Origin of the sequence: Mesorhizobium sp. M1423 (genome assembly GCF_040317575.1) — a bacterium.
Classification (GTDB): domain Bacteria; phylum Pseudomonadota; class Alphaproteobacteria; order Rhizobiales; family Rhizobiaceae; genus Mesorhizobium.
This window is the reverse complement of the sequence record NZ_JAMYKU010000006.1, coordinates 109,768-126,969: the sequence shown is the minus strand read 5'-3', so window position 1 is coordinate 126,969 and position 17,202 is coordinate 109,768. Positions and strand designations below refer to the sequence as shown.

General features: G+C 58.9%; 13 protein-coding genes. 10 read left to right on the top strand and 3 right to left on the bottom strand.

Features of this window, described 5'->3' with window-relative positions; genetic code table 11:
- Positions 1-42: 42 nt before the first annotated feature.
- A complete protein-coding gene (locus NKG95_RS10155; protein WP_353040568.1) occupies positions 43-855 on the bottom strand; it encodes an SGNH/GDSL hydrolase family protein in 813 nt (270 codons plus the stop codon).
- A gap of 282 nt (positions 856-1,137) precedes the next feature.
- On the bottom strand, positions 1,138-2,976 hold the full coding sequence (locus NKG95_RS10150; RefSeq protein ID WP_031193594.1) for a carbamoyltransferase family protein: 1,839 nt from the start codon (positions 2,974-2,976) through the stop codon (positions 1,138-1,140).
- Positions 2,977-3,501: 525 nt separating this feature from the next.
- Between NKG95_RS10150 and NKG95_RS10145 the strand changes: the two genes are divergently transcribed.
- From NKG95_RS10145 to NKG95_RS10110, 8 genes are all read left to right on the top strand, one after another.
- The gene (locus NKG95_RS10145) at positions 3,502-5,307 is read left to right on the top strand and encodes an ABC transporter ATP-binding protein (protein ID WP_051409617.1); all 1,806 of its coding nucleotides are present in this window, start codon (positions 3,502-3,504) and stop codon (positions 5,305-5,307) included.
- Positions 5,308-5,372: 65 nt separating this feature from the next.
- Positions 5,373-6,485, top strand: a complete 1,113-nt coding sequence (locus NKG95_RS10140; RefSeq protein ID WP_353040567.1) for a glycosyltransferase family 9 protein — start codon at positions 5,373-5,375, stop codon at positions 6,483-6,485.
- 161 nt (positions 6,486-6,646) lie between these two features.
- Entirely contained in the window at positions 6,647-7,681 is a 1,035-nt protein-coding gene (locus NKG95_RS10135) for a glycosyltransferase family 9 protein (RefSeq protein WP_352482639.1), read from the top strand.
- Positions 7,671-8,843 (top strand): glycosyltransferase family 9 protein, encoded by a 1,173-nt coding sequence (locus NKG95_RS10130; protein WP_352482637.1) that lies wholly within the window; start codon positions 7,671-7,673, stop codon positions 8,841-8,843. The genes NKG95_RS10135 and NKG95_RS10130 overlap by 11 nt, the downstream gene beginning before the upstream one ends.
- A 201-nt stretch (positions 8,844-9,044) precedes the next feature.
- Positions 9,045-10,061: a hypothetical protein gene (locus tag NKG95_RS10125; RefSeq protein ID WP_353040566.1), complete on the top strand. Its 1,017-nt coding sequence runs from the start codon at positions 9,045-9,047 to the stop codon at positions 10,059-10,061.
- 1 nt (position 10,062) lies between these two features.
- A complete protein-coding gene (locus NKG95_RS10120; RefSeq protein ID WP_353040565.1) occupies positions 10,063-10,917 on the top strand; it encodes a sulfotransferase domain-containing protein in 855 nt (284 codons plus the stop codon).
- Positions 10,918-11,266: 349 nt separating this feature from the next.
- Positions 11,267-13,009, top strand: a complete 1,743-nt coding sequence (gene asnB, locus NKG95_RS10115) for an asparagine synthase (glutamine-hydrolyzing) (RefSeq protein ID WP_353040564.1) — start codon at positions 11,267-11,269, stop codon at positions 13,007-13,009.
- Positions 13,010-13,081: 72 nt separating this feature from the next.
- A complete protein-coding gene (locus tag NKG95_RS10110; protein WP_023717684.1) occupies positions 13,082-13,777 on the top strand; it encodes a sulfotransferase family protein in 696 nt (231 codons plus the stop codon).
- Positions 13,778-13,795: 18 nt separating this feature from the next.
- Here NKG95_RS10110 and NKG95_RS10105 read toward each other — a convergent pair whose 3' ends face one another.
- Positions 13,796-14,710, bottom strand: coding sequence for a sulfotransferase family protein (locus NKG95_RS10105; RefSeq protein ID WP_023717683.1), 915 nt, complete (start codon positions 14,708-14,710; stop codon positions 13,796-13,798).
- 509 nt (positions 14,711-15,219) lie between these two features.
- On the opposite strand from NKG95_RS10105, the gene NKG95_RS10100 reads away from it, so the two are divergent.
- Positions 15,220-15,861, top strand: a complete 642-nt coding sequence (locus NKG95_RS10100) for a sulfotransferase family protein (protein WP_023717682.1) — start codon at positions 15,220-15,222, stop codon at positions 15,859-15,861.
- A 98-nt stretch (positions 15,862-15,959) separates the two neighbouring features.
- Positions 15,960-17,129, top strand: a complete 1,170-nt coding sequence (locus NKG95_RS10095) for a glycosyltransferase family 4 protein (protein ID WP_352587202.1) — start codon at positions 15,960-15,962, stop codon at positions 17,127-17,129.
- Positions 17,130-17,202 lie beyond the last annotated feature (73 nt).

The following is a 17,202-nucleotide window of genomic DNA, read 5'->3' as shown; positions in this document are numbered from 1 at the left end:
TACTATTCATGGAAAACATTCATAGTTTTTCTCTCGTATACGTCAGTATATTAGACGTTTCTCTTTGGAAAAGTTCAGAAGACCCTGTTCCATAATCGCGTTGGCAACAATCCTGGCAGCAGAATCCGCTCCCTTCTCGGTGAAATGCACCTCGTCGTAATAATTTCTATCCAAAGTCTCGCTGCGTTGGCAAAGGTAAGGCAACGATCCATGGAGATCAACGACCGAGGCGCCGGTTCGCTTGGCTATGTCTTCCACAATGCGTCTGTGTTCCCAAACCGCGTTTGCAGCGGGATCGTTTGGGTCTTCCTGCCGATAATTGGGGTTTACGAAGAGAACCGAGGCTCCGGCTGCCTTTGCGAGGACGATCAGTGCACTAAAGTTCGCACGAAACGCGTCTGGTGGATTGTGCGCAATGTGCTTCGAATTTCGACGTCCATCGCCTCGACGTCGAACAATGTTCCCGACATACGCGGTCGCCAGATTTTGCCGTCTTTTGAACCAACCCGAAAGCCCGCCACCTGACGGTGGCTCGAACCAGGAGCAGGAATACTGGTTGTAGTCTCGAGACAGTCCTTCCAGTCGGCGAGGATGAACATCATTGTGGGTATAGTAGTATACGATAAGATTAGGTGACAATGGTGCTACGTGGAAAAGAAGTCTCAAAACGTTCTCGACCGAGGTATATCCGCCAACTCCTGCGTTGACGATGTCAATTTCGACTCCCGGTTTCAGATCCCTCAGGTATTCGCCCAGCCGGTGCGGATAAGTACGGCTATCGTCTTCTATTCCGGTACAATAGGTAGACGATTCTCCCATACAGACAACTCTTAGACATTGCTCCGGCTTCGGCATGGCGGTTTCCGGGCCCCGGAAGCCCAGGCTATTGTGTCTCGATCTGCCGTTGCCCGAGTGCCACACAGGATTCAGCTCATATAGGGTATAGGGGTTTGGCCGAACCAAAGGTGTCGGGCAACCAGCCCATTTGGCAATCAAGCCTGGGAAACCGATCTGGAGCAGCGCCCTATCGCCTAGAAGCATAATGAGGCCTTTGCGCAAAGTGCGCCGCGCTCTCCAAAGTTGCTTTTTAACCACGTTCATCTCGACACCATGTAGCAACGCCTTTCGTGCGCGTGCTCAATCGGGCTCAAACTCACCGCGGTAGTCCATTGCGAGGGCGGAATCCTGCTTCGGCTTATGGAGAACGCAGTTACCAGCCACCAGCACGTCCAGATCCGTTCCCATGAAGCAGCGAAAAGCATCCGTCGGGGAACATACGATCGGCTCGCTGCGCACATTGAAACTGGTGTTCACCAAGACAGGACAGCCGGTAAGCGCTTCAAACCGGGTGATCAACGCGTGGTATAGCGGGTTGGTCTCGACGTGCACCGTCTGAATCCTGGCCGAATAGTCGACATGCGTGACGGCAGGAATCTCGGACCGACGGACGTTCAGCTTGTCTATTCCGAACATAGCGGCCTCGGATGCAGTCATCGCGCGGTGACGGCTCTGCTTAACCGGAGCAACGAGGAGCATATAAGGCGATTCACCCTCCAGATCGAACCAGTCCGACACATGTGCCGACAGGACTGAGGGGGCGAACGGACGAAAACTCTCGCGAAACTTGACCTTGAGATTGAGCGTCTTCTGCATATGGTCCGACCGCGGATCTGCAAGGATGGATCTGTTGCCAAGCGCCCGTGGTCCGAATTCCATCCTGCCCTGGAACCACCCCACCGCCTTGCCGTCGGCCAGCGCCGCAGCCGTGGCATCGATCAGTTGGTCGGTTGGCATGACTTCGAAAACGGCTTTGGCTCGGCTGAGTTGCGCTTCGATCTCGCTCTGACCGAATTCCGGACCGAGATAACTCCCTTTCATGGAATCTTGCTTGGCTATAACCCGCTCACCACCGAGTTTAAGATGCCAGGCGGCGAGTGCGGCCCCAAGCGAGCCTCCTGCGTCGCCGGCTGCGGGCTGAACCCAGATTCTCTTGAAGGCACCATCTCTGAGCACTTTGCCGTTCGCCACGCAGTTAAGCGCCACACCGCCGGCCATGCACAGATTGGGAATTGCAAAATCTCGTGCCAAGCTGCGGGTCAGCCGAAGAACGATCTCATCGGCGACGGCTTGGATGGACGCGGCAACGTCCATGTGAAAATCAGTTAACGGATCGGTATCAGGGCGCCTTACCGGCTGTCCGAAGAGGCTGGCGAACCGTGCGTTCGTCATTTTCAGTCCAGTGGCATACGCGAAATAGCTTTGGTCGAGACGGAAGGTTCCGTCCTCCTTCAGGTCGACCAGCTTTTCCAGGATCAGCGATTTGAACCGAGGCACACCATAGGGGGCCAGCCCCATCACCTTGTATTCGCCACTGTTTATCTTGAAGCCGAGATAATAACAGAACGCTGCGTATAGAAGCCCGAGCGAATGCGGAAACCGCAATTCCCGCACGACATCGAGAGTTGCGCCCCTGCCGATCGCAACTGTCGTGGTTGCTTTCTCGCCAACGCCGTCGAGAGTCAAAACCACAGCTTCGTTAAAGGGCGACGGGAAAAACGCGCTGGCCGCGTGGCTCACGTGGTGTTCGGAAAAAAGGATCCGGGATGGATCCTTGAAGCCGCGGTCGATTCTGCGGAGTTCGTCGAAAATGATCCTCTTCTGAAATAATTTTCCCGTCAGCCAAGCGGGCATCGCCTTTCGAAATGAATCGAATCCGCTAGGAGCGGCGTCGAGATAGGTTTCAAGCAGACGCGAAAATTTTAGCAGCGGCTTTTCATAGAATACGACGTAGTCCACATCCTTCAGCAAGACACCGCCGGTCTGCAAAACGGACCGAATGGCGTTTGAGGGGAAGCGTTCGTCGGCTTTTCGACGGGTGAACCGCTCCTCCTGGGCCGCCGAAATGATGGCGCCGTCGACGACGAGGGAGGCCGCGCTGTCGTGGTAGAAAGCCGATATGCCCAATATATTGGTCATAATATTGTCTTCAAAACTGATTGGTCATCGAGTTCAAATCGTTCTTGGTTCTTCGTTCAATCCAAAATGTATCATTGGAATGCGTTCTTTGGAGCCGTCGGCAGATCACTCTGACCAACCGGCGTGCAAATCCGACGGGAAATACCACCCCAAAGAACGTCGATGCACACACCAAGTCGGAAAACCAACCATTGGTCGCAGCCCTCTTGGAGGGCACGTTGTGAATGTCAGACACTATTTTCGCCCACCACGAGAATGCACCCAAGCTATTGGCAAACGATTGAGCCGAAGGAACAAAGCTTGTCAAGGACGCGGCGTATCACCGAGCCGATTGAGCCCGTGCGGCAGCCTTGACGGTCGCCATTCAATGAGTCGGGTTCGGCATTGACTGCGGCTCCGAACGAAGCCACAGACATGGAATAGGATATGAACTATCGCGGATGCTCAAGCGGCGTCCCGAAATCGTGCGGGTCGGCAGAGAGCAGAGGCCCTCCGGTACCAACGCACATCGCATCGGGAAATGGAATGAGCGCAAAGAGACGAATTTCGGCGGTGCTGGCATACCCGCTGGTTAAGCGTCTGATCATCGAGAACCTGCCGCCGCACAAAACGCTGTATCTCGCCGGTTTGCTGTGTTCGATCGCCGTTGCGGCGACGACCGCCGCGTCGGCTTGGATCATGAGCACCATGGTCAATAGCATCTATGTGGAACGCAACGCTGCCGCCGCATGGGGTATCAGCGCCGTAATCATCGGCATTTTCCTGGTTAAGGGCATAGCCGCCTATTGCCAGACCATCACGACGGGAAAGATTCGCCGGGCTATCGTCTCGGACCTGCAAAACCGCCAGTTTTCTCGAATGGTGCGTTTCGACATCGGTCGTTTCGCCAATCAGCATCCGGCGAAATTCGTCTCCAAGATCATGTTCAACGCGCGCGCCGGGTCATCCGTTATTCTGACGCTCACGAGCAGCACCGTCTCCGATGTGCTGACGCTGATTGGCCTGGCAAGCGTCATGGTCAAGCAGGATCCGATGATGTCGCTGATATCCGTGGCGGTTCTGCCGCTGCTGTTCCTGTCGGTGGGCGCCATAACCAGGAAGCTCAAGGCGCTGGCAAGGGGCGAGACGGAGTTGGCTGCACTGGTCCAGTCGATCGGCACGGAAGCCGTCGAAGGTATCCGGACCATCAAGTCCTTTCAGCTCGAAGACAAGGCGGTCGCCAGCTTCGCAAAGGCCGTCGGCAAGATGGAAAGGCGCGGCATCCAGATAAACCGGACGTCAGCGTTGATGAGTCCGTTGATGGAGACCGGCGGCGGCGTGATCATCGGGCTGTTCGTCATTTATGCCAGTTGGCAGACCCTCGGCAACGGCAAGACCCCGGGCGAGTTCATGGCCTTCATAACCGCCTTTCTGCTTGCCTATGAGCCCGCCAAGCGGCTGGCCCGCGTCAATGTCGATATCCAGAAGCAGATGGTGGCGGTTGAGCAGATGTATGATTTGATCGATACGCCCGAGCAGCGACAACTCGCAACCGCCGGCGAGCGCCTCACCGATGTCGAGGGCGGTATCCGTTTTGAAGATGTGGCCTTCTCCTACGAAGGCAACAGCCCGGCGCTGCACGGCGTTTCCTTCGAGGTACGGCCCCGTGAGAAGCTGGCGATCGTCGGCCGCTCCGGCGCCGGCAAGACCACCATCGTCAATCTGATCCTGCGCCTCATTGAGCCGGACAAGGGCCGGATCCTCATCGACGGAAAGGACATTTCCAAGATCGGCCTCGCCGACGTTCGCGACAATATCGCACTGGTGTCACAGGATGTCTTCCTGTTCGAAGGCTCGATCCGCGACAACATCCGCGACGGACGCCCGGGCGCCACCGATCAGGAAATCGAGTCCGCGGCGGACCTCGCCCGGGTCACCAGCTTTTCCTCCAGCCTTGAAAACGGGCTCGACACTCTTGTCGGGCCGAGTGGCACCAACCTGTCGGGCGGGCAGAAACAACGCGTCGCCATCGCGCGCGCGCTGCTCAAGAATGCTCCGGTAATCGTCTATGATGAAGCAACGTCCGCGCTTGACGGCGAAAACGAACGGGCGGTCATGGAGGCTGCTTTCGACGATGCATTCGAGCGCACGGTGATCTGCATTGCGCACAGGCTTTCAACCATCAAGGCAGCCGATCGCATCCTGGTGTTTGACGCTGGCATTCTGGCGGACGCCGGGACTCATGACGAGCTTGCCAGGCGCAGCGAAATTTATCGCTCGATCTTTCACCTGGAGGCGTCCGGCCCGATCGTCGAGGGCAGCAAGCAGCTGCGGCAAAGCGTTTTGCGCTGACGGCGATGACCAGTTTTTATCACGGTTCCTATGTCAGGTATGTGATTGCTGGGATAGGCCTGCGATTGCGCCGATACACAAAGGCCGCGCGGACATTGTTTGCCGGCTCCAAGCCTCATTCCGTTCTTGAGCTGCAGGCCAAGGCCGACGCGCTGATCGCGCGCAGGGACTGGACAGGCCTTGAAGCAAGTATCAATGAAATGGCCATCATGGCTGACCGTTCCCGCAACCCCGAGCTGATGCAGAAGGCAGGACAGGCCTTCGAACGGCTGGGCAACTTCGCCCGGGCGGCCGAGCTTCGGCTTACCGCTCGCCGGCTGCGGAAGGGGAAAAATGCCAACGAGTGGACCGGGGAGAACCTCGGTTCGGATACACTGCTGATCGATCTTGTGGAGGATGACCCGCGCAGCCTTGGCCGGGTTATCCGCCACGCGCGACTGGCCGGCGCCGCCGCTGCCTATGCGCAAAGTGCAACAATTCGGGCAGAGCCGCGGCTCATATCAATTCTGCAGCGAACGTTCCCGAAGGCGACCGTGGTCCCGGCGCAGCAGGATGTGATCGGCGACAAACGTGCGACCTTCGAAGATCTCGCCTGGGTGTTCGGACGCGATGCCGAGAAACTTGCCGCCGACTTCGTGCCGCTGCGAGCAGATCCTGGGCTCGTCGAGACATTCCGCAAGCATTATCGCTCGATCACGGATCTGCCGCTGGTCGGCCTCTCCTGGGGTAGCAAATCCCACACCAAGGACGTGCCTGACTTCCCCGAATGGGCACGGTTCATCGCCCAGACACAAGCGACATTCGTTTCGCTTCAGTACGGACAGATCAAGCCGGCGCTGCGGCGCCTGCGCAATGGCAATGACGCGCGTCTTATCTATGACGACAGCGTTGACCAGATGGTCGATATGGACCGGTTCGCTGCACAGGTCGCAGCGCTCGATGCCGTCGTGACGATCAGCAACACGGCGGCTCATCTATCCGGAGCACTTGGTATTCCGACTATTTTCCTGATCGACGACAATTTTCAGACGGCGTGGCCAGTCATCGGCGATCGAACGCCTTGGTATCCGAAGGGCGTCGTCATTCGTAAGGAAAGGCGCGCGTGGTCGGTGGTGCTCGACGAGGTTGGTCAAAGACTCTCGTCGATCTTGACGACGCATTCCGACGCTGCCTGTTGAGGATCGCCGTGCCGAACAGACGATCCGTCCTTCAAAAAGCAAAAGCTGCGGACCTGCGCCCGCAAGCAGGCGCGGGCAAGCGGCTACAGACACTTTTTGATCGAGCAAAGGAACTTCTTAAACGGCCCTCGCGTCATGCCGACGAAAGCGTCGAACGGCATATGAGGCTGATGGCGGAGAGCGTCGAGCGAAGCGACTGGAAGGCGGCCCGGGACCATGCGCTGGCACTCGGCCTGCTGGGTGAGCAGCTTGGCGATCGCGGGCTTGTCAAGAAAGCCGGGCGTGGCCTCAGACGTCTCGGCGGCGGGAACCGTGCCTGGCAGTTGATTGCGTCGAGCAAGCAAATGCCAGGCAGGCCCGAATGGGATGGCAGTGATCTTGCGGGTCGCAGGCTTGCCGTCGAGCGCCGCGAAGGCGATCTTGCGATTTTCCTTCAGTTCGCGTCGTTGCTTGGCCCGGTGATCGCGGCTGCCGAGCGATGCATCGTCTCGGTCGAGCCGCGACTGGTGCCACTCTATCGCCGAACATATCCTGCGCTCGATCTCAGGCTGGAGGAACAGGGGGAGGTGGCGGCGGTGGACGCCGATGTCTTCGCCTGCTTCGAGACACTGGCGAAGCACTTCTGGCCGGATGAACCGGCAGCACGCGCGCCCTTCGTCCCGTTGGAGCCGGACCGCCGATTGGTCGCCGAGTTGCGCAGCACCTACCTCGATCGCGGCCCCGGTCCTCTGATCGGCTTTGCCTGGGGAAGCCTGAACAAGGCCAAGGACCTGCCGGCCCTGGACGATTGGCGGGCGTTGCTCGGCAGCCTGCCGGGACGTTTCGTCAGCCTGCAATATGGCGATGTCGGGCCGGCGCTTTCCGAGTTCGAGCACTGGGCGCCGGGACGCATCATCCATGACGCTTCCGTCGACCAGTTGTCGGATATGGACCGCTTTGCCGCGCAAATCGCTGCGCTCGATGCCGTGGTGACGATCAGCAATACCGGCGCCAATCTGGCGGGGGCGCTTGGCGTCCCAACGGTCGTCATGCTCGACGACGGGTTTCGGCTGTCGTGGCCCGCCTTCGGCGAGACCGTGGCCACATATCCAAGCGTTCGACTGGTCAGAAAAGGCGGCCAGGCATGGGCGTCCGCAATGCAGGAAGCAGGTGGACGGATCAGGCAAATCATCAGTGGAGTTGCTGATGGCCGATAGCCGATTTCTTCTCCGGTTCCGCCGCGCTATCGCGCTTGCCGGCTACAAATACAAGGTTTGGTTCCGCAGTCATCGGCGGCAGCTTTTCCTTCGCTGGCGTGACGGCGATATTGCCGATCAGATGGCGGATTATCGGCGAAGCATCGAGGCGCGCGATTGGTCGGCCGCGCTGCCGAAAGCCCTGGCGCTAGCATCGATCGCGAAGTCGAGGGGCGAGGTACATCTGCTCGACGAGCTCGGCAAGGCGCTGATGCGGATGGGCGCTTACGGCCCGGCGGCCGAACTCAAGATCGCCCGGCGCCATATCGTTGAAGGCCGTGTCGAGCGTGAGTGGCTCGGCCAGGATGTCTCGGGCCAGGTACTGCTCGTCGACCTGATGGAGACCGAGAAGCAGGGGCTGGCCACCGCGATCCATCATGCGAGTTCCGTCGGCCGCGCGCTCGCCCGCGCCGCACGATTGATCGTGCTCGTCGAGCATCGGTTGGTGCCGTTGTTTCAGCGGACATTTCCCATTGCCGATGTGCGGGCTGTCGGTCCCGGGAACAAGGCCGCCTACGCCGAGGCGCAGGCCTTTGCCGGCGTCCAGCATCTGACTGCTGTGTTCGAAACCAATGAGGCGACGATCCGGGAGCATTTCGTCCCGCTTAAACCGGATCCGGCGCGGGTCGCTGAACTTCGCGCCCGCTACAGCGAGGACGGCCGGCCGCTGGTCGGCGTCGCATGGGGCAGCTCCAATCCCGGCAAGGACCTGCCGCCGCTGGCGGCGTGGCGTCCCCTGCTTGGCCGACAGGACCTTCGGTTCGTTTCGCTGCAATATGGCCGGACCGAGTCAGACCTGAAAATCTTGACCGATGGCGACCCGACACGTGTGTTGCACGACCCTACCGTGGATCAGCTTGTCGACATGGACATGTTCGCCGCGCAGGTTGCAGCGATGGACGCCGTCGTAACCATCAGCAACACCGGGGCCCACCTGGCGGGCGCCCTCGGCGTCCCGTCGGTCTTCATCCTTGGTGACGGCTTCAAACGTTCGTGGCCAGTGGAGGGCGACCGCACGCCCTACTATCCTTCGGCCGTGCTGGTCTCAAAGCGCGAACGGCCCTGGGCCGAGGTGATGGACGAGGCGCGACACCACATGTGCTCACTCATCGCCTCTAGTTGACTCCGCCACGCCTGGCATCGCGAACGCACTAGGAAGGCCACAGCAGCCAAGTGGTCAAGGGCCTTTTTTTACGGCGAGAACGCTGTAAACTGCCGGCTGGCGGCTGGTTCAAGACTTGGAGGGCGATGCATATCTTTGGGTAGGTCGGGGAACAAGTCGGCTTCTCTTATCAGCGAAGACTTTGTGCAGCGGCTCCTCGCGGTGTACAGGCTTGTGCATCCAGGAAACCTGTTCAGGCGGGGGCGTATCTACGCTCGCGGCAGGGCAGAGACGAGGACGGTCTACTTCGTCCCACACAATCGCAACAATGTTCGTCTGCTGGCTGATGCGGCTCAACTTCTGGTCGACGGCGGCATTCAATGCGTATTCGCGCATATTGACGGATTGAAACGCGGCGGCGTCGCACGCCCTGAACTAAACGCCCGGGGAATGTCGCATATCAGCTTTGCTGAGCTCAAGCGGACGATCAGACCCTGCGACATGCTGGTGACTGGAAATGACTATGCACCGCAATTTTTTAGGCGGTTCATAGATTCTATCAACTTCGGAATGGTCCGTGTGGTCGGCCTCATCGGAGGTGCGAGACTGCTGCAGCCGCATCGATTTGTGAGAGCTGACTACATCCTGTCGATGGGACCGGCAGCGCTGCAGCAACGACGACAACCGACCTACATTGTCGGCTCCCCGGTAATTGAGCGAGCCGTCGAAAACGCGGGCGCCAGGCACGATGAAGGGCTTTTCGTGCTGGTGAACTTCAAGGGGGATATCGAAGACCTCGCAGACCGCCAATCGATTGAAGCGGTGGCAGCCGCATGTGCGAAACTCGGCCTTTCCCATGTCGTTAGTGTCCATCCCACGATGTTCGCAAAAGTCGACATGCCGAACAAATCGCCCGTAGACTTCGCACAACTGCTCCCGGACGCCCTGGCGCTAGTAACTCGCCCAAGCACCACGGTTTACGAAGCGATCGCCTGCGGCATTCCGGTGGTGCTCTTTCCGCTGGTTTCGCCGATGGTCGAGTTCGACAGTCCTATGGGCGCTTTCAAACCAACATGGTCGGAGCATCAACTCGTCGACGATATCCTTGCTGCGGTCAGGTCAAGACCGACCTATTTTGAGCAAAGCCGGGACTTCCTCAATGCCAATCTGTCGATTGATCCAAAGATGCCAGCTTCGCAACGGATCGCCAATGCTTTGATCGATATTTACAACCGCTGATTTGCGCAATCAAAGTGCTCGCAATCGGAGGCCTAAGTTGAGATTGTTGTCCAACTTCTTTGCAAAAAGGCCGCCACTCCTTGTCGTCTCGTTTCCCAAGTCCGGGCGGACGTGGCTGCGCGTAATGCTTGACGATCTGGGCGTCAATGCGGCTTACACGCATGATGGTTCCGACCACAAGGAGCTGCGTGACATTGCACAGATCAGCACCGACAAATCACGCTACAAACGGCAGCGGATCCTATTTCTGACGCGAGACCCCCGCGACACTGTGGTGTCTGGATATTTTCAGGTTTGCAAACGCCATCAGCTGGGAGCAGGTCCGATAGGCGAATGTGTAAGGAGCCCCAAACACGGCGTCGAGAAGATTGCCCTTTTCAATCTGCAGTGGTTCGCAGCCGCAAGTTACATGCGAAAAATTGCGCTTCTGCGCTATGAAGATATGCAGCGGGATACAAACGACGCTTTGCGCAGTGTCGGAAACTTTGTGGGAAAGTCCTTCGACGAGTCCAACCTTGCTGATGTGGTCGTCAGTAGGTCGTTCAAACGAATGCAGCAATCTGAAATCTCAGGAGAACTGGGTGCGCGCTATGGCGGAAAATTGCGACCACGCAATCCTGACGACCCGGAAAGTTTCAAGGTTCGAAAAGGTAAGGTCGGTGGTTATTTGGACTACCTCAGCGTAGATGATGTAGCCTTCTGCGACAATGTACTTGCGCGGCTCGATTACTGGAAGCGGCTCGATGAGGCCTTCCTGCGGCATGGCATATCTTATATCGGCGACAGGGGCAGGTGTGAATTGATCCGATGCATCGGTTTGTCTGCGGATGCGGACATAGCGGCACGACGCCGATAGCTACGATTTTGCCTCATATGCCGATGCCTTTTTTGCCATCTAGGTTCTGCTCTCCGGTTCGAGAAGGCCGAGAAGCAGGTCTGGCTGGCCACAGCGATCCATCATGCGAGTTCTATCGGCCCGCGCGCTCGGCCCGGGCCGATCCCCAGATCACGGCCGCCTACGGCCCTGGGCCGAGGTGATGGACGAGGCGGAGAAGAACATGAGGCGCCTGCTCGAGGCCGCTCGAGCCTGACCGTACAAATCAGCAGGGCGGTTGAGCATCCAGGCAGTTTCCTATACTGGTCTGGCCCGGCTGGCGGAGCCGGCAAAAAGCTTTCGAACCGAAGATCTTCCTGCGGAGCCAATGATGTGCGGATTGTTCGGCGTCTATCGTGCCGAGGGCTTTTCGCCCGACGATATCCATCGTGCCGACCAGGCCCGCGACACGCTTGTGCACCGCGGCCCGAATTATGGCGGCGCACGTGTCACCAGCGATCTCTATCACGGGTTTCGGCGCCTCAGCATTATCGACCTCTCGGCGGCAGGCAATCAGCCCATGGTCAGCGCCGACGGGAAGTTCGCGATCACGGCCAATGGTGAGATCTACAACTATCGCGAGCTCCGCGCCGATCTGATTGCCAAAGGCTGCGTATTCACCTCGCAGTCCGATTCCGAAGTTGTGCTGCATGGCTATCGGGTGTGGGGGCTCGAAGGGCTCTGCGAGAAGCTGGACGGCATGTATGCGGCGGTGATCCATGACGGGGAACGCCGCAAGCTGCATGCGATCCGCGACCGGCCGGGCATGAAGCCGTTCTTCTACTTCCATTCGGGACGCCGATTTGCCTGGGCGTCGGAACTCAAAGCGCTGCAGGCCTGGCTCGGCGACGATCTGCCGCCGATCGACGAGACGGCTGTCCTGGACTATCTCGCATGCCGCTATATTCCAGCGCCCAAAAGCCTCTACCGCAATATCTTCAAACTTCCGGCCGCAAGTCGGCTGACATTCGATCTGGAAACCGGCCGCGTCGATGTCGGGCGTTACTGGACCATGCCTACCGAACTCCGCTCGGACAATGACGACCGCCTGGCCGACGGGCTGCGGGGCCGCATGCAGGCGAGCGTCGCCGCTCACATGGTGAGCGATGTGCCGGTCGGCTATTTTCTGAGTGGCGGCATAGACTCGGCGGTTGTCCTGTCGCATGCCGTTGCGGTGAACCCCACGGCAAAGGCGTTTTCGATCGGCTTCGAAGATCCAAGATTTGACGAGAGCGCGCAGGCGGCCAAGGTCGCGGCGCTGTTCGGCGCCGAACACGCGATCCGGATCCTGCAGCCGACAGAGCTCGATGACGTCTTCGACCGCACGCGGGAATGGTATGACGAGCCGCTTTCCGACAAGGCCGCCATCCCGGCGTTTCGTGTCTGCGAATTTGCCAGCCGCGACAGGACCGTCGTGCTGACGGGCGATGGCGGGGACGAGCTTTTCGGCGGCTATCGCTCATACAAGCGGTTTAGCGGCATTCGCAGGAAGCAACGTTTCGTCCCGTTCGGTTCACAGAGCGGGTGGCGCCTGAAGGACCGCAATTTGCGCCTGATCACCACGCGTGACCCGGTCGAGCTCTCCATCGCCATTGGCTCCGGCAGAACGAGATGGCAGCGCGACGTCTATCGCGAACGCCTTGCCATCGCTGCTGACTATGATGAACTCGCCCATCTCAGGGCGTGGTGGAAGCCGGAACTCGGACCGTTGCGCAGCCTGCAATATCTCGATTTTCATACCAGTCTGCCCAACAATATCCTGACCAAGGTCGATCGGTTGAGCATGTCGGTTTCGCTCGAAGCGCGTATCCCGTTCCTGTCGCGAACGATGATCGAATATGCGTTCAGCCTGCCGGAGTCGTTTCTTTACAAGGATGGCCAGCTTAAGGGCGGGCTTAAATACGCATATCGCAATGTTTTGCCGGCAAGCACGCTCAAACGTAAGAAGCAGGGATTTGGTCTTCCACAAAGCTGGAAGCGAACGGCCGTGGCTTCGCAATCCGAGGAAAGCTATCAGGAGGCGGTATTGTCCGGTTTCCTGAAAGGCGCGAAGTTTTCGAATGCCTCCGCATAGCCACCCTCAAGGCTGCCAGCATTTCTTTTTCGCCGTGACGGAGCGGGGTCGGGCCATGGGAGCACTGCCGACATGGTGATGCGGACCGGATTCATATGCGGCTGCGGTCATAGCGGCACGACGTTGATCGCGACGATCCTCGCAGCCCATCCCGACGTCTACCTGCCGTTCCAGGAAACCAATGTCTTCTTCAAATGGACGCCGCTGGCGATGTTTCGCTATTGGAAGCTGAAGCGCGCGGCGCGCGGTGCCGGAAAGACCTTGCTGCTTGAAAAAACGCCGCGGCATATCCGTCGCGTCGGCCGTATTCGCCGCCTCGTGCCCGGGGCGCGTTTCGTGATGCCGGTGCGGGACGGGCGCGACGTCGTGGCGTCATTGGCCAAGCGTCTTGGCGATCCAAGGGAGGCGCTCGACCGCTGGATCGGCGACAATGCGCTCGTTCTCGCCGAACAAGGACAGCCGGATGTACTGATCTATCGCTACGAGGATCTGGTCGAGGATCCGGCCAAGATCGTCGAGCGCATCTGCGGCTTTCTCAACCTGCCCTTCAGCCCGGACCTGCTCGACTATCACAGGAAGCCGCAGCAATGGTTCAAGCCGGCCGAAGTCGAACTTGAGAAGCAACATACTGCACTCCGCAACCAGCAGGTCAATCAGCCGATCTATGACGGGCGCGGACGATGGAAGACCGACCTTGGTCAGCAGGAATTGGCGGAGCTCACCGAGGGCCGTGGGAAGCCCCTGATGCAGGCTTTCGGGTACCTTTGAGCGATACGCCCGATATTTTCACTCTGGAAGCGCGCGCGGATAGCCAAACTGATCGAAGTCGCGCTCATATGCGCGATAGATGGAATCCGCCAGTTCTGGCGTGAAGTAGTCGGCAAGCCTGCGACGCGAGGAGGTGTGCAGGGGCGGCATCGCCGCGCGCCGCATATCGTCGCCTGCACCGACATGATCGAGAACCCGTTCGAAATCCTTTGCGAAAGTCTCGGTCTTGCCGATGAGGTCGAACGCAACTCCTGGAACTTCGACAATGTCGCTTTGCCTCTGCCAATGTTTGTCGATGCGCCATGTGGACGTCTTGCAGGCAAAGGCGACGAAATCTGCAAAGGACAGGCTCTTGTCAGCGCCGACAGGCAGCGCCGGATCGGCCCGTTCGCGGTGGGCCAGATAGACCTCGACCCTGCCATAGCCAGGCACAAGGGGACGGTCGCGATATTGGTCGGCCCAGCACGACAACAGCCTGGTGTAGGGATTGCGAACGAAGGTAAATCGCAAGGCTTCAGCACTTGTCGCCATGTGGTGGAACTGCACGATGCCATGGCGAGGCGCCTGCAACCGTGACGCCTTTCGGTTGTGGACCTTCCAGTTCTGGTCGCTGCGCCACCCCGACACGGTGTCGTTGCCGATCATGGCTGCAAGGTTGCTTCGAATGCGGCTGCTGGCCGCCTTCGGCGTTGCCAGGTACAGGATCTTGAGTTGCGGGACCACGTCGATCAGGTCGTCCGGCAGGTATGCGGTTGCCACGGCCCTGCGGTAGAAGGCGAGGGCTTCCGGATGCGCCCAGGCAAGAAACGGCTCCCTGACTACGTCGCGAAGGCTTTGCAGCCGTGGCCGCAACGAGCGCTCGAGGCGACGGAATGCGCCGAGCTGGGGTTTGCCCGGCACGACATTATCGGGCGAAACATGGCTGGTCGTCATCGGCAAAAACCCTCGCCTTGAAATCAGTCTACCTGTCGTGGCATAGGCCTGTAAGCAGGCAGACTGTCTTTACCGCATTGCCCTATCCAAGGCTGGCTTACGGCGCTTAATAGACTGCGAAGAAACTCCCGCCAAGTTCGAAAGCTCAATTGAGGTGGATAGAGGCATCGCGCGTCGCACGGGCTTGTCACAGCACGACCAACGCTTCCGGCCCTGGTGCAGGACAATGATCGCCTTTTGTGCTGCGATGTTTTTCCGGGGGTGGGAAGGCGTTAGACAACGCAAATGTTCCGCCAAATTTTTTACATTCAATCTCTAACTTGGCAGCGTCGACAGACTTACGCTATACGCCGCGGTGGGCACGGTAAACGGGGGACGAAACCACTCACGGATCGAGCTCGAATGTGCTGAAACGATTTCGGAAAATCAAAACAAAGGTTGGCCGAACGGTCGCCAAAAGGACCATACCGGCTTCTCCGTTTTACAAGCGATACCCGTATGGCGGCAAATTGACGATACTGACCGCCGATCGGCAAGGATTGTTTGATCCCGATCACGGATTTTTCTACAATCGCATTGCGAAGTCGGCCAACTCTACGGTCACAATAAACTTGGCCCAGCTTAAATTTCGCGAAAAGTTCCAGCTCGCCGGCGCGAAGAAACAATTGCTGCAGAGCGACACCCTGTTGCGTCCGTCGCAATTGACCGTCGATCAGGTTGATTCGATTTCGAACGTGTTCGCGTTCACGTTTGTGCGGAATCCCTACAGCCGCGTGCTGTCGGCCTATTTGGATAAGGTCGCGACGGGAAAGAAAAACATCGGTAAGCGCGGCAATATCCCGACTTTCTGTGAATTTTGTGATCTCCTGGAAGATGGCTGGCTGTATGCGGACCTCCATTGGGCTCCGCAGACATCGTCGCTTGTCATGCCCACGTCCGAGTTTGATTTTATCGGTCGTGTCGAAAATTTCGCCGAGGACTTCCAAAAGGTGTGGGATCGGATCAGTGGCGGCAGGCAAATCAGCAACACCATCCACCGCAGCCAAAGCCGAACGGATGCGACGAGCAAGGCCGACGATTACTATGATAAAAGATCGCGCGGGATCGTCTCTAGCCTCTATGCCGAGGATTTTGAGGCTTTCGGCTACTGACGGCAATGCGCGGCTTCTGCTCGGCGGCGCACAGTCTACCTCAGGAAAACGACACTCCAGTCGATCATGTGCAAATCTTCACGGCGTAGCGAGGTCAAATGGCTCTGTCTCAGCATGATCGGCAGGTCCAAGCCGAACCGACAGTGCCGATCCTGTTCGTGCGCCAGCGTTATGCGCCTTTCGGTGGAGGCGAGATCATGCTGGAAAACATCATGGCCGCGTTCGCGGCGCGTCAGCGGCCGGTGGCCGTGCTCTCCGGCGACTGGCCGCGTAATGAAGGGATAGAGTTCATCCATTGCGCCGGCCGCCGCTTTCCGCGTTCGCTGCGGGCGACGTCCTTTGCTCAAGCCGCCTGCCGCAAGATCGCCGAGATGCCACGGGCGCTGGTGCAGAGCAACGATCGCCTCCCGTGCTGCGATGTCTTCCGGGCCGGGGAGGGCGTTCATGCCGCCTATCTTGCCGAGCGGCGGCGTTTCCAGACGCGGCTTGGCAGGGCGGCAATGGCGCTGAGCCCTTTTCACCGCCAGACGCTGCGCCTCGAGCGCGCAACCTATGCCAGCCCACGGCTCAAAGCTGTCATTGCGATTTCGAAAATGGTCGCAGACGACATTGTCCGTCACTACGATTATCCGGCGGAAAATGTGCACCATATCCCCAACGGCGTGGACCTCGACCGCTTCAATCCGCAACTGCGCCAACAGCATCGGACCGCGGTCCGCGCGCGGCTCGACGTCGACGATAACAGGTCGGTCGTCCTGTTTGTCGGCTCGGGCTTTGCGCGAAAGGGGCTTCTTGCACTGATGAGGGCTGTCGCCAGGCTCGATGGCGAGCCGGAATTGTGGGTCGTCGGCCACGATTCGCGCGCCAACGCCTTCAGGCAGACTGGTGACAGGCTGGGTCTCGGCGCAAGGCTCAAGATGCTGGGGCCGCAAAAGGACATGTTGCCGTGGTACGGCGCGGCCGATATTGCCGTGCTGCCTTCCATCTATGATCCTTTCGGCACAGTGGTGATCGAGGCCATGGCCAGCGGCTTGCCCGCTGTGGTAAGCACCGGCTGCGGAGCGCGCGAGCTTGTCGAGCGGTTCGAGCCGACGCTTGTTTGCGACGCGGCCAGCGAAAGCGACCTCGCTGCAGGGCTCGCGCACGCGCTGCAGTTGTCGTCACGATTTGAGACCGCGACCCGGGTGAGAGCGGCGGCCGAGCATTATGATTTCAACCTCATGATAAAGCGAATGATGGCGCTGTATGAAAGCCTTGATCTGAAATGATTTTCGACTTTGTTGGATAGGTTAGTACCCTCAGTGCGCTAACAGGCCGGGAGCCGATGCTGCAGATACATTC

Coding starts and splice junctions, on each gene's coding strand:
- NKG95_RS10155 (WP_353040568.1), bottom strand. CDS start 855: ATGCCGAAGCCGGAGCAATGTCTAAGAGTTGTCTGTATGGGAGAATCG.
- NKG95_RS10150 (WP_031193594.1), bottom strand. CDS start 2,976: ATGACCAATATATTGGGCATATCGGCTTTCTACCACGACAGCGCGGCC.
- NKG95_RS10145 (WP_051409617.1), top strand. CDS start 3,502: ATGAGCGCAAAGAGACGAATTTCGGCGGTGCTGGCATACCCGCTGGTT.
- NKG95_RS10135 (WP_352482639.1), top strand. CDS start 6,647: ATGAGGCTGATGGCGGAGAGCGTCGAGCGAAGCGACTGGAAGGCGGCC.
- NKG95_RS10130 (WP_352482637.1), top strand. CDS start 7,671: ATGGCCGATAGCCGATTTCTTCTCCGGTTCCGCCGCGCTATCGCGCTT.
- asnB (WP_353040564.1), top strand. CDS start 11,267: ATGTGCGGATTGTTCGGCGTCTATCGTGCCGAGGGCTTTTCGCCCGAC.
- NKG95_RS10110 (WP_023717684.1), top strand. CDS start 13,082: ATGGTGATGCGGACCGGATTCATATGCGGCTGCGGTCATAGCGGCACG.
- NKG95_RS10105 (WP_023717683.1), bottom strand. CDS start 14,710: ATGACGACCAGCCATGTTTCGCCCGATAATGTCGTGCCGGGCAAACCC.
- NKG95_RS10095 (WP_352587202.1), top strand. CDS start 15,960: ATGGCTCTGTCTCAGCATGATCGGCAGGTCCAAGCCGAACCGACAGTG.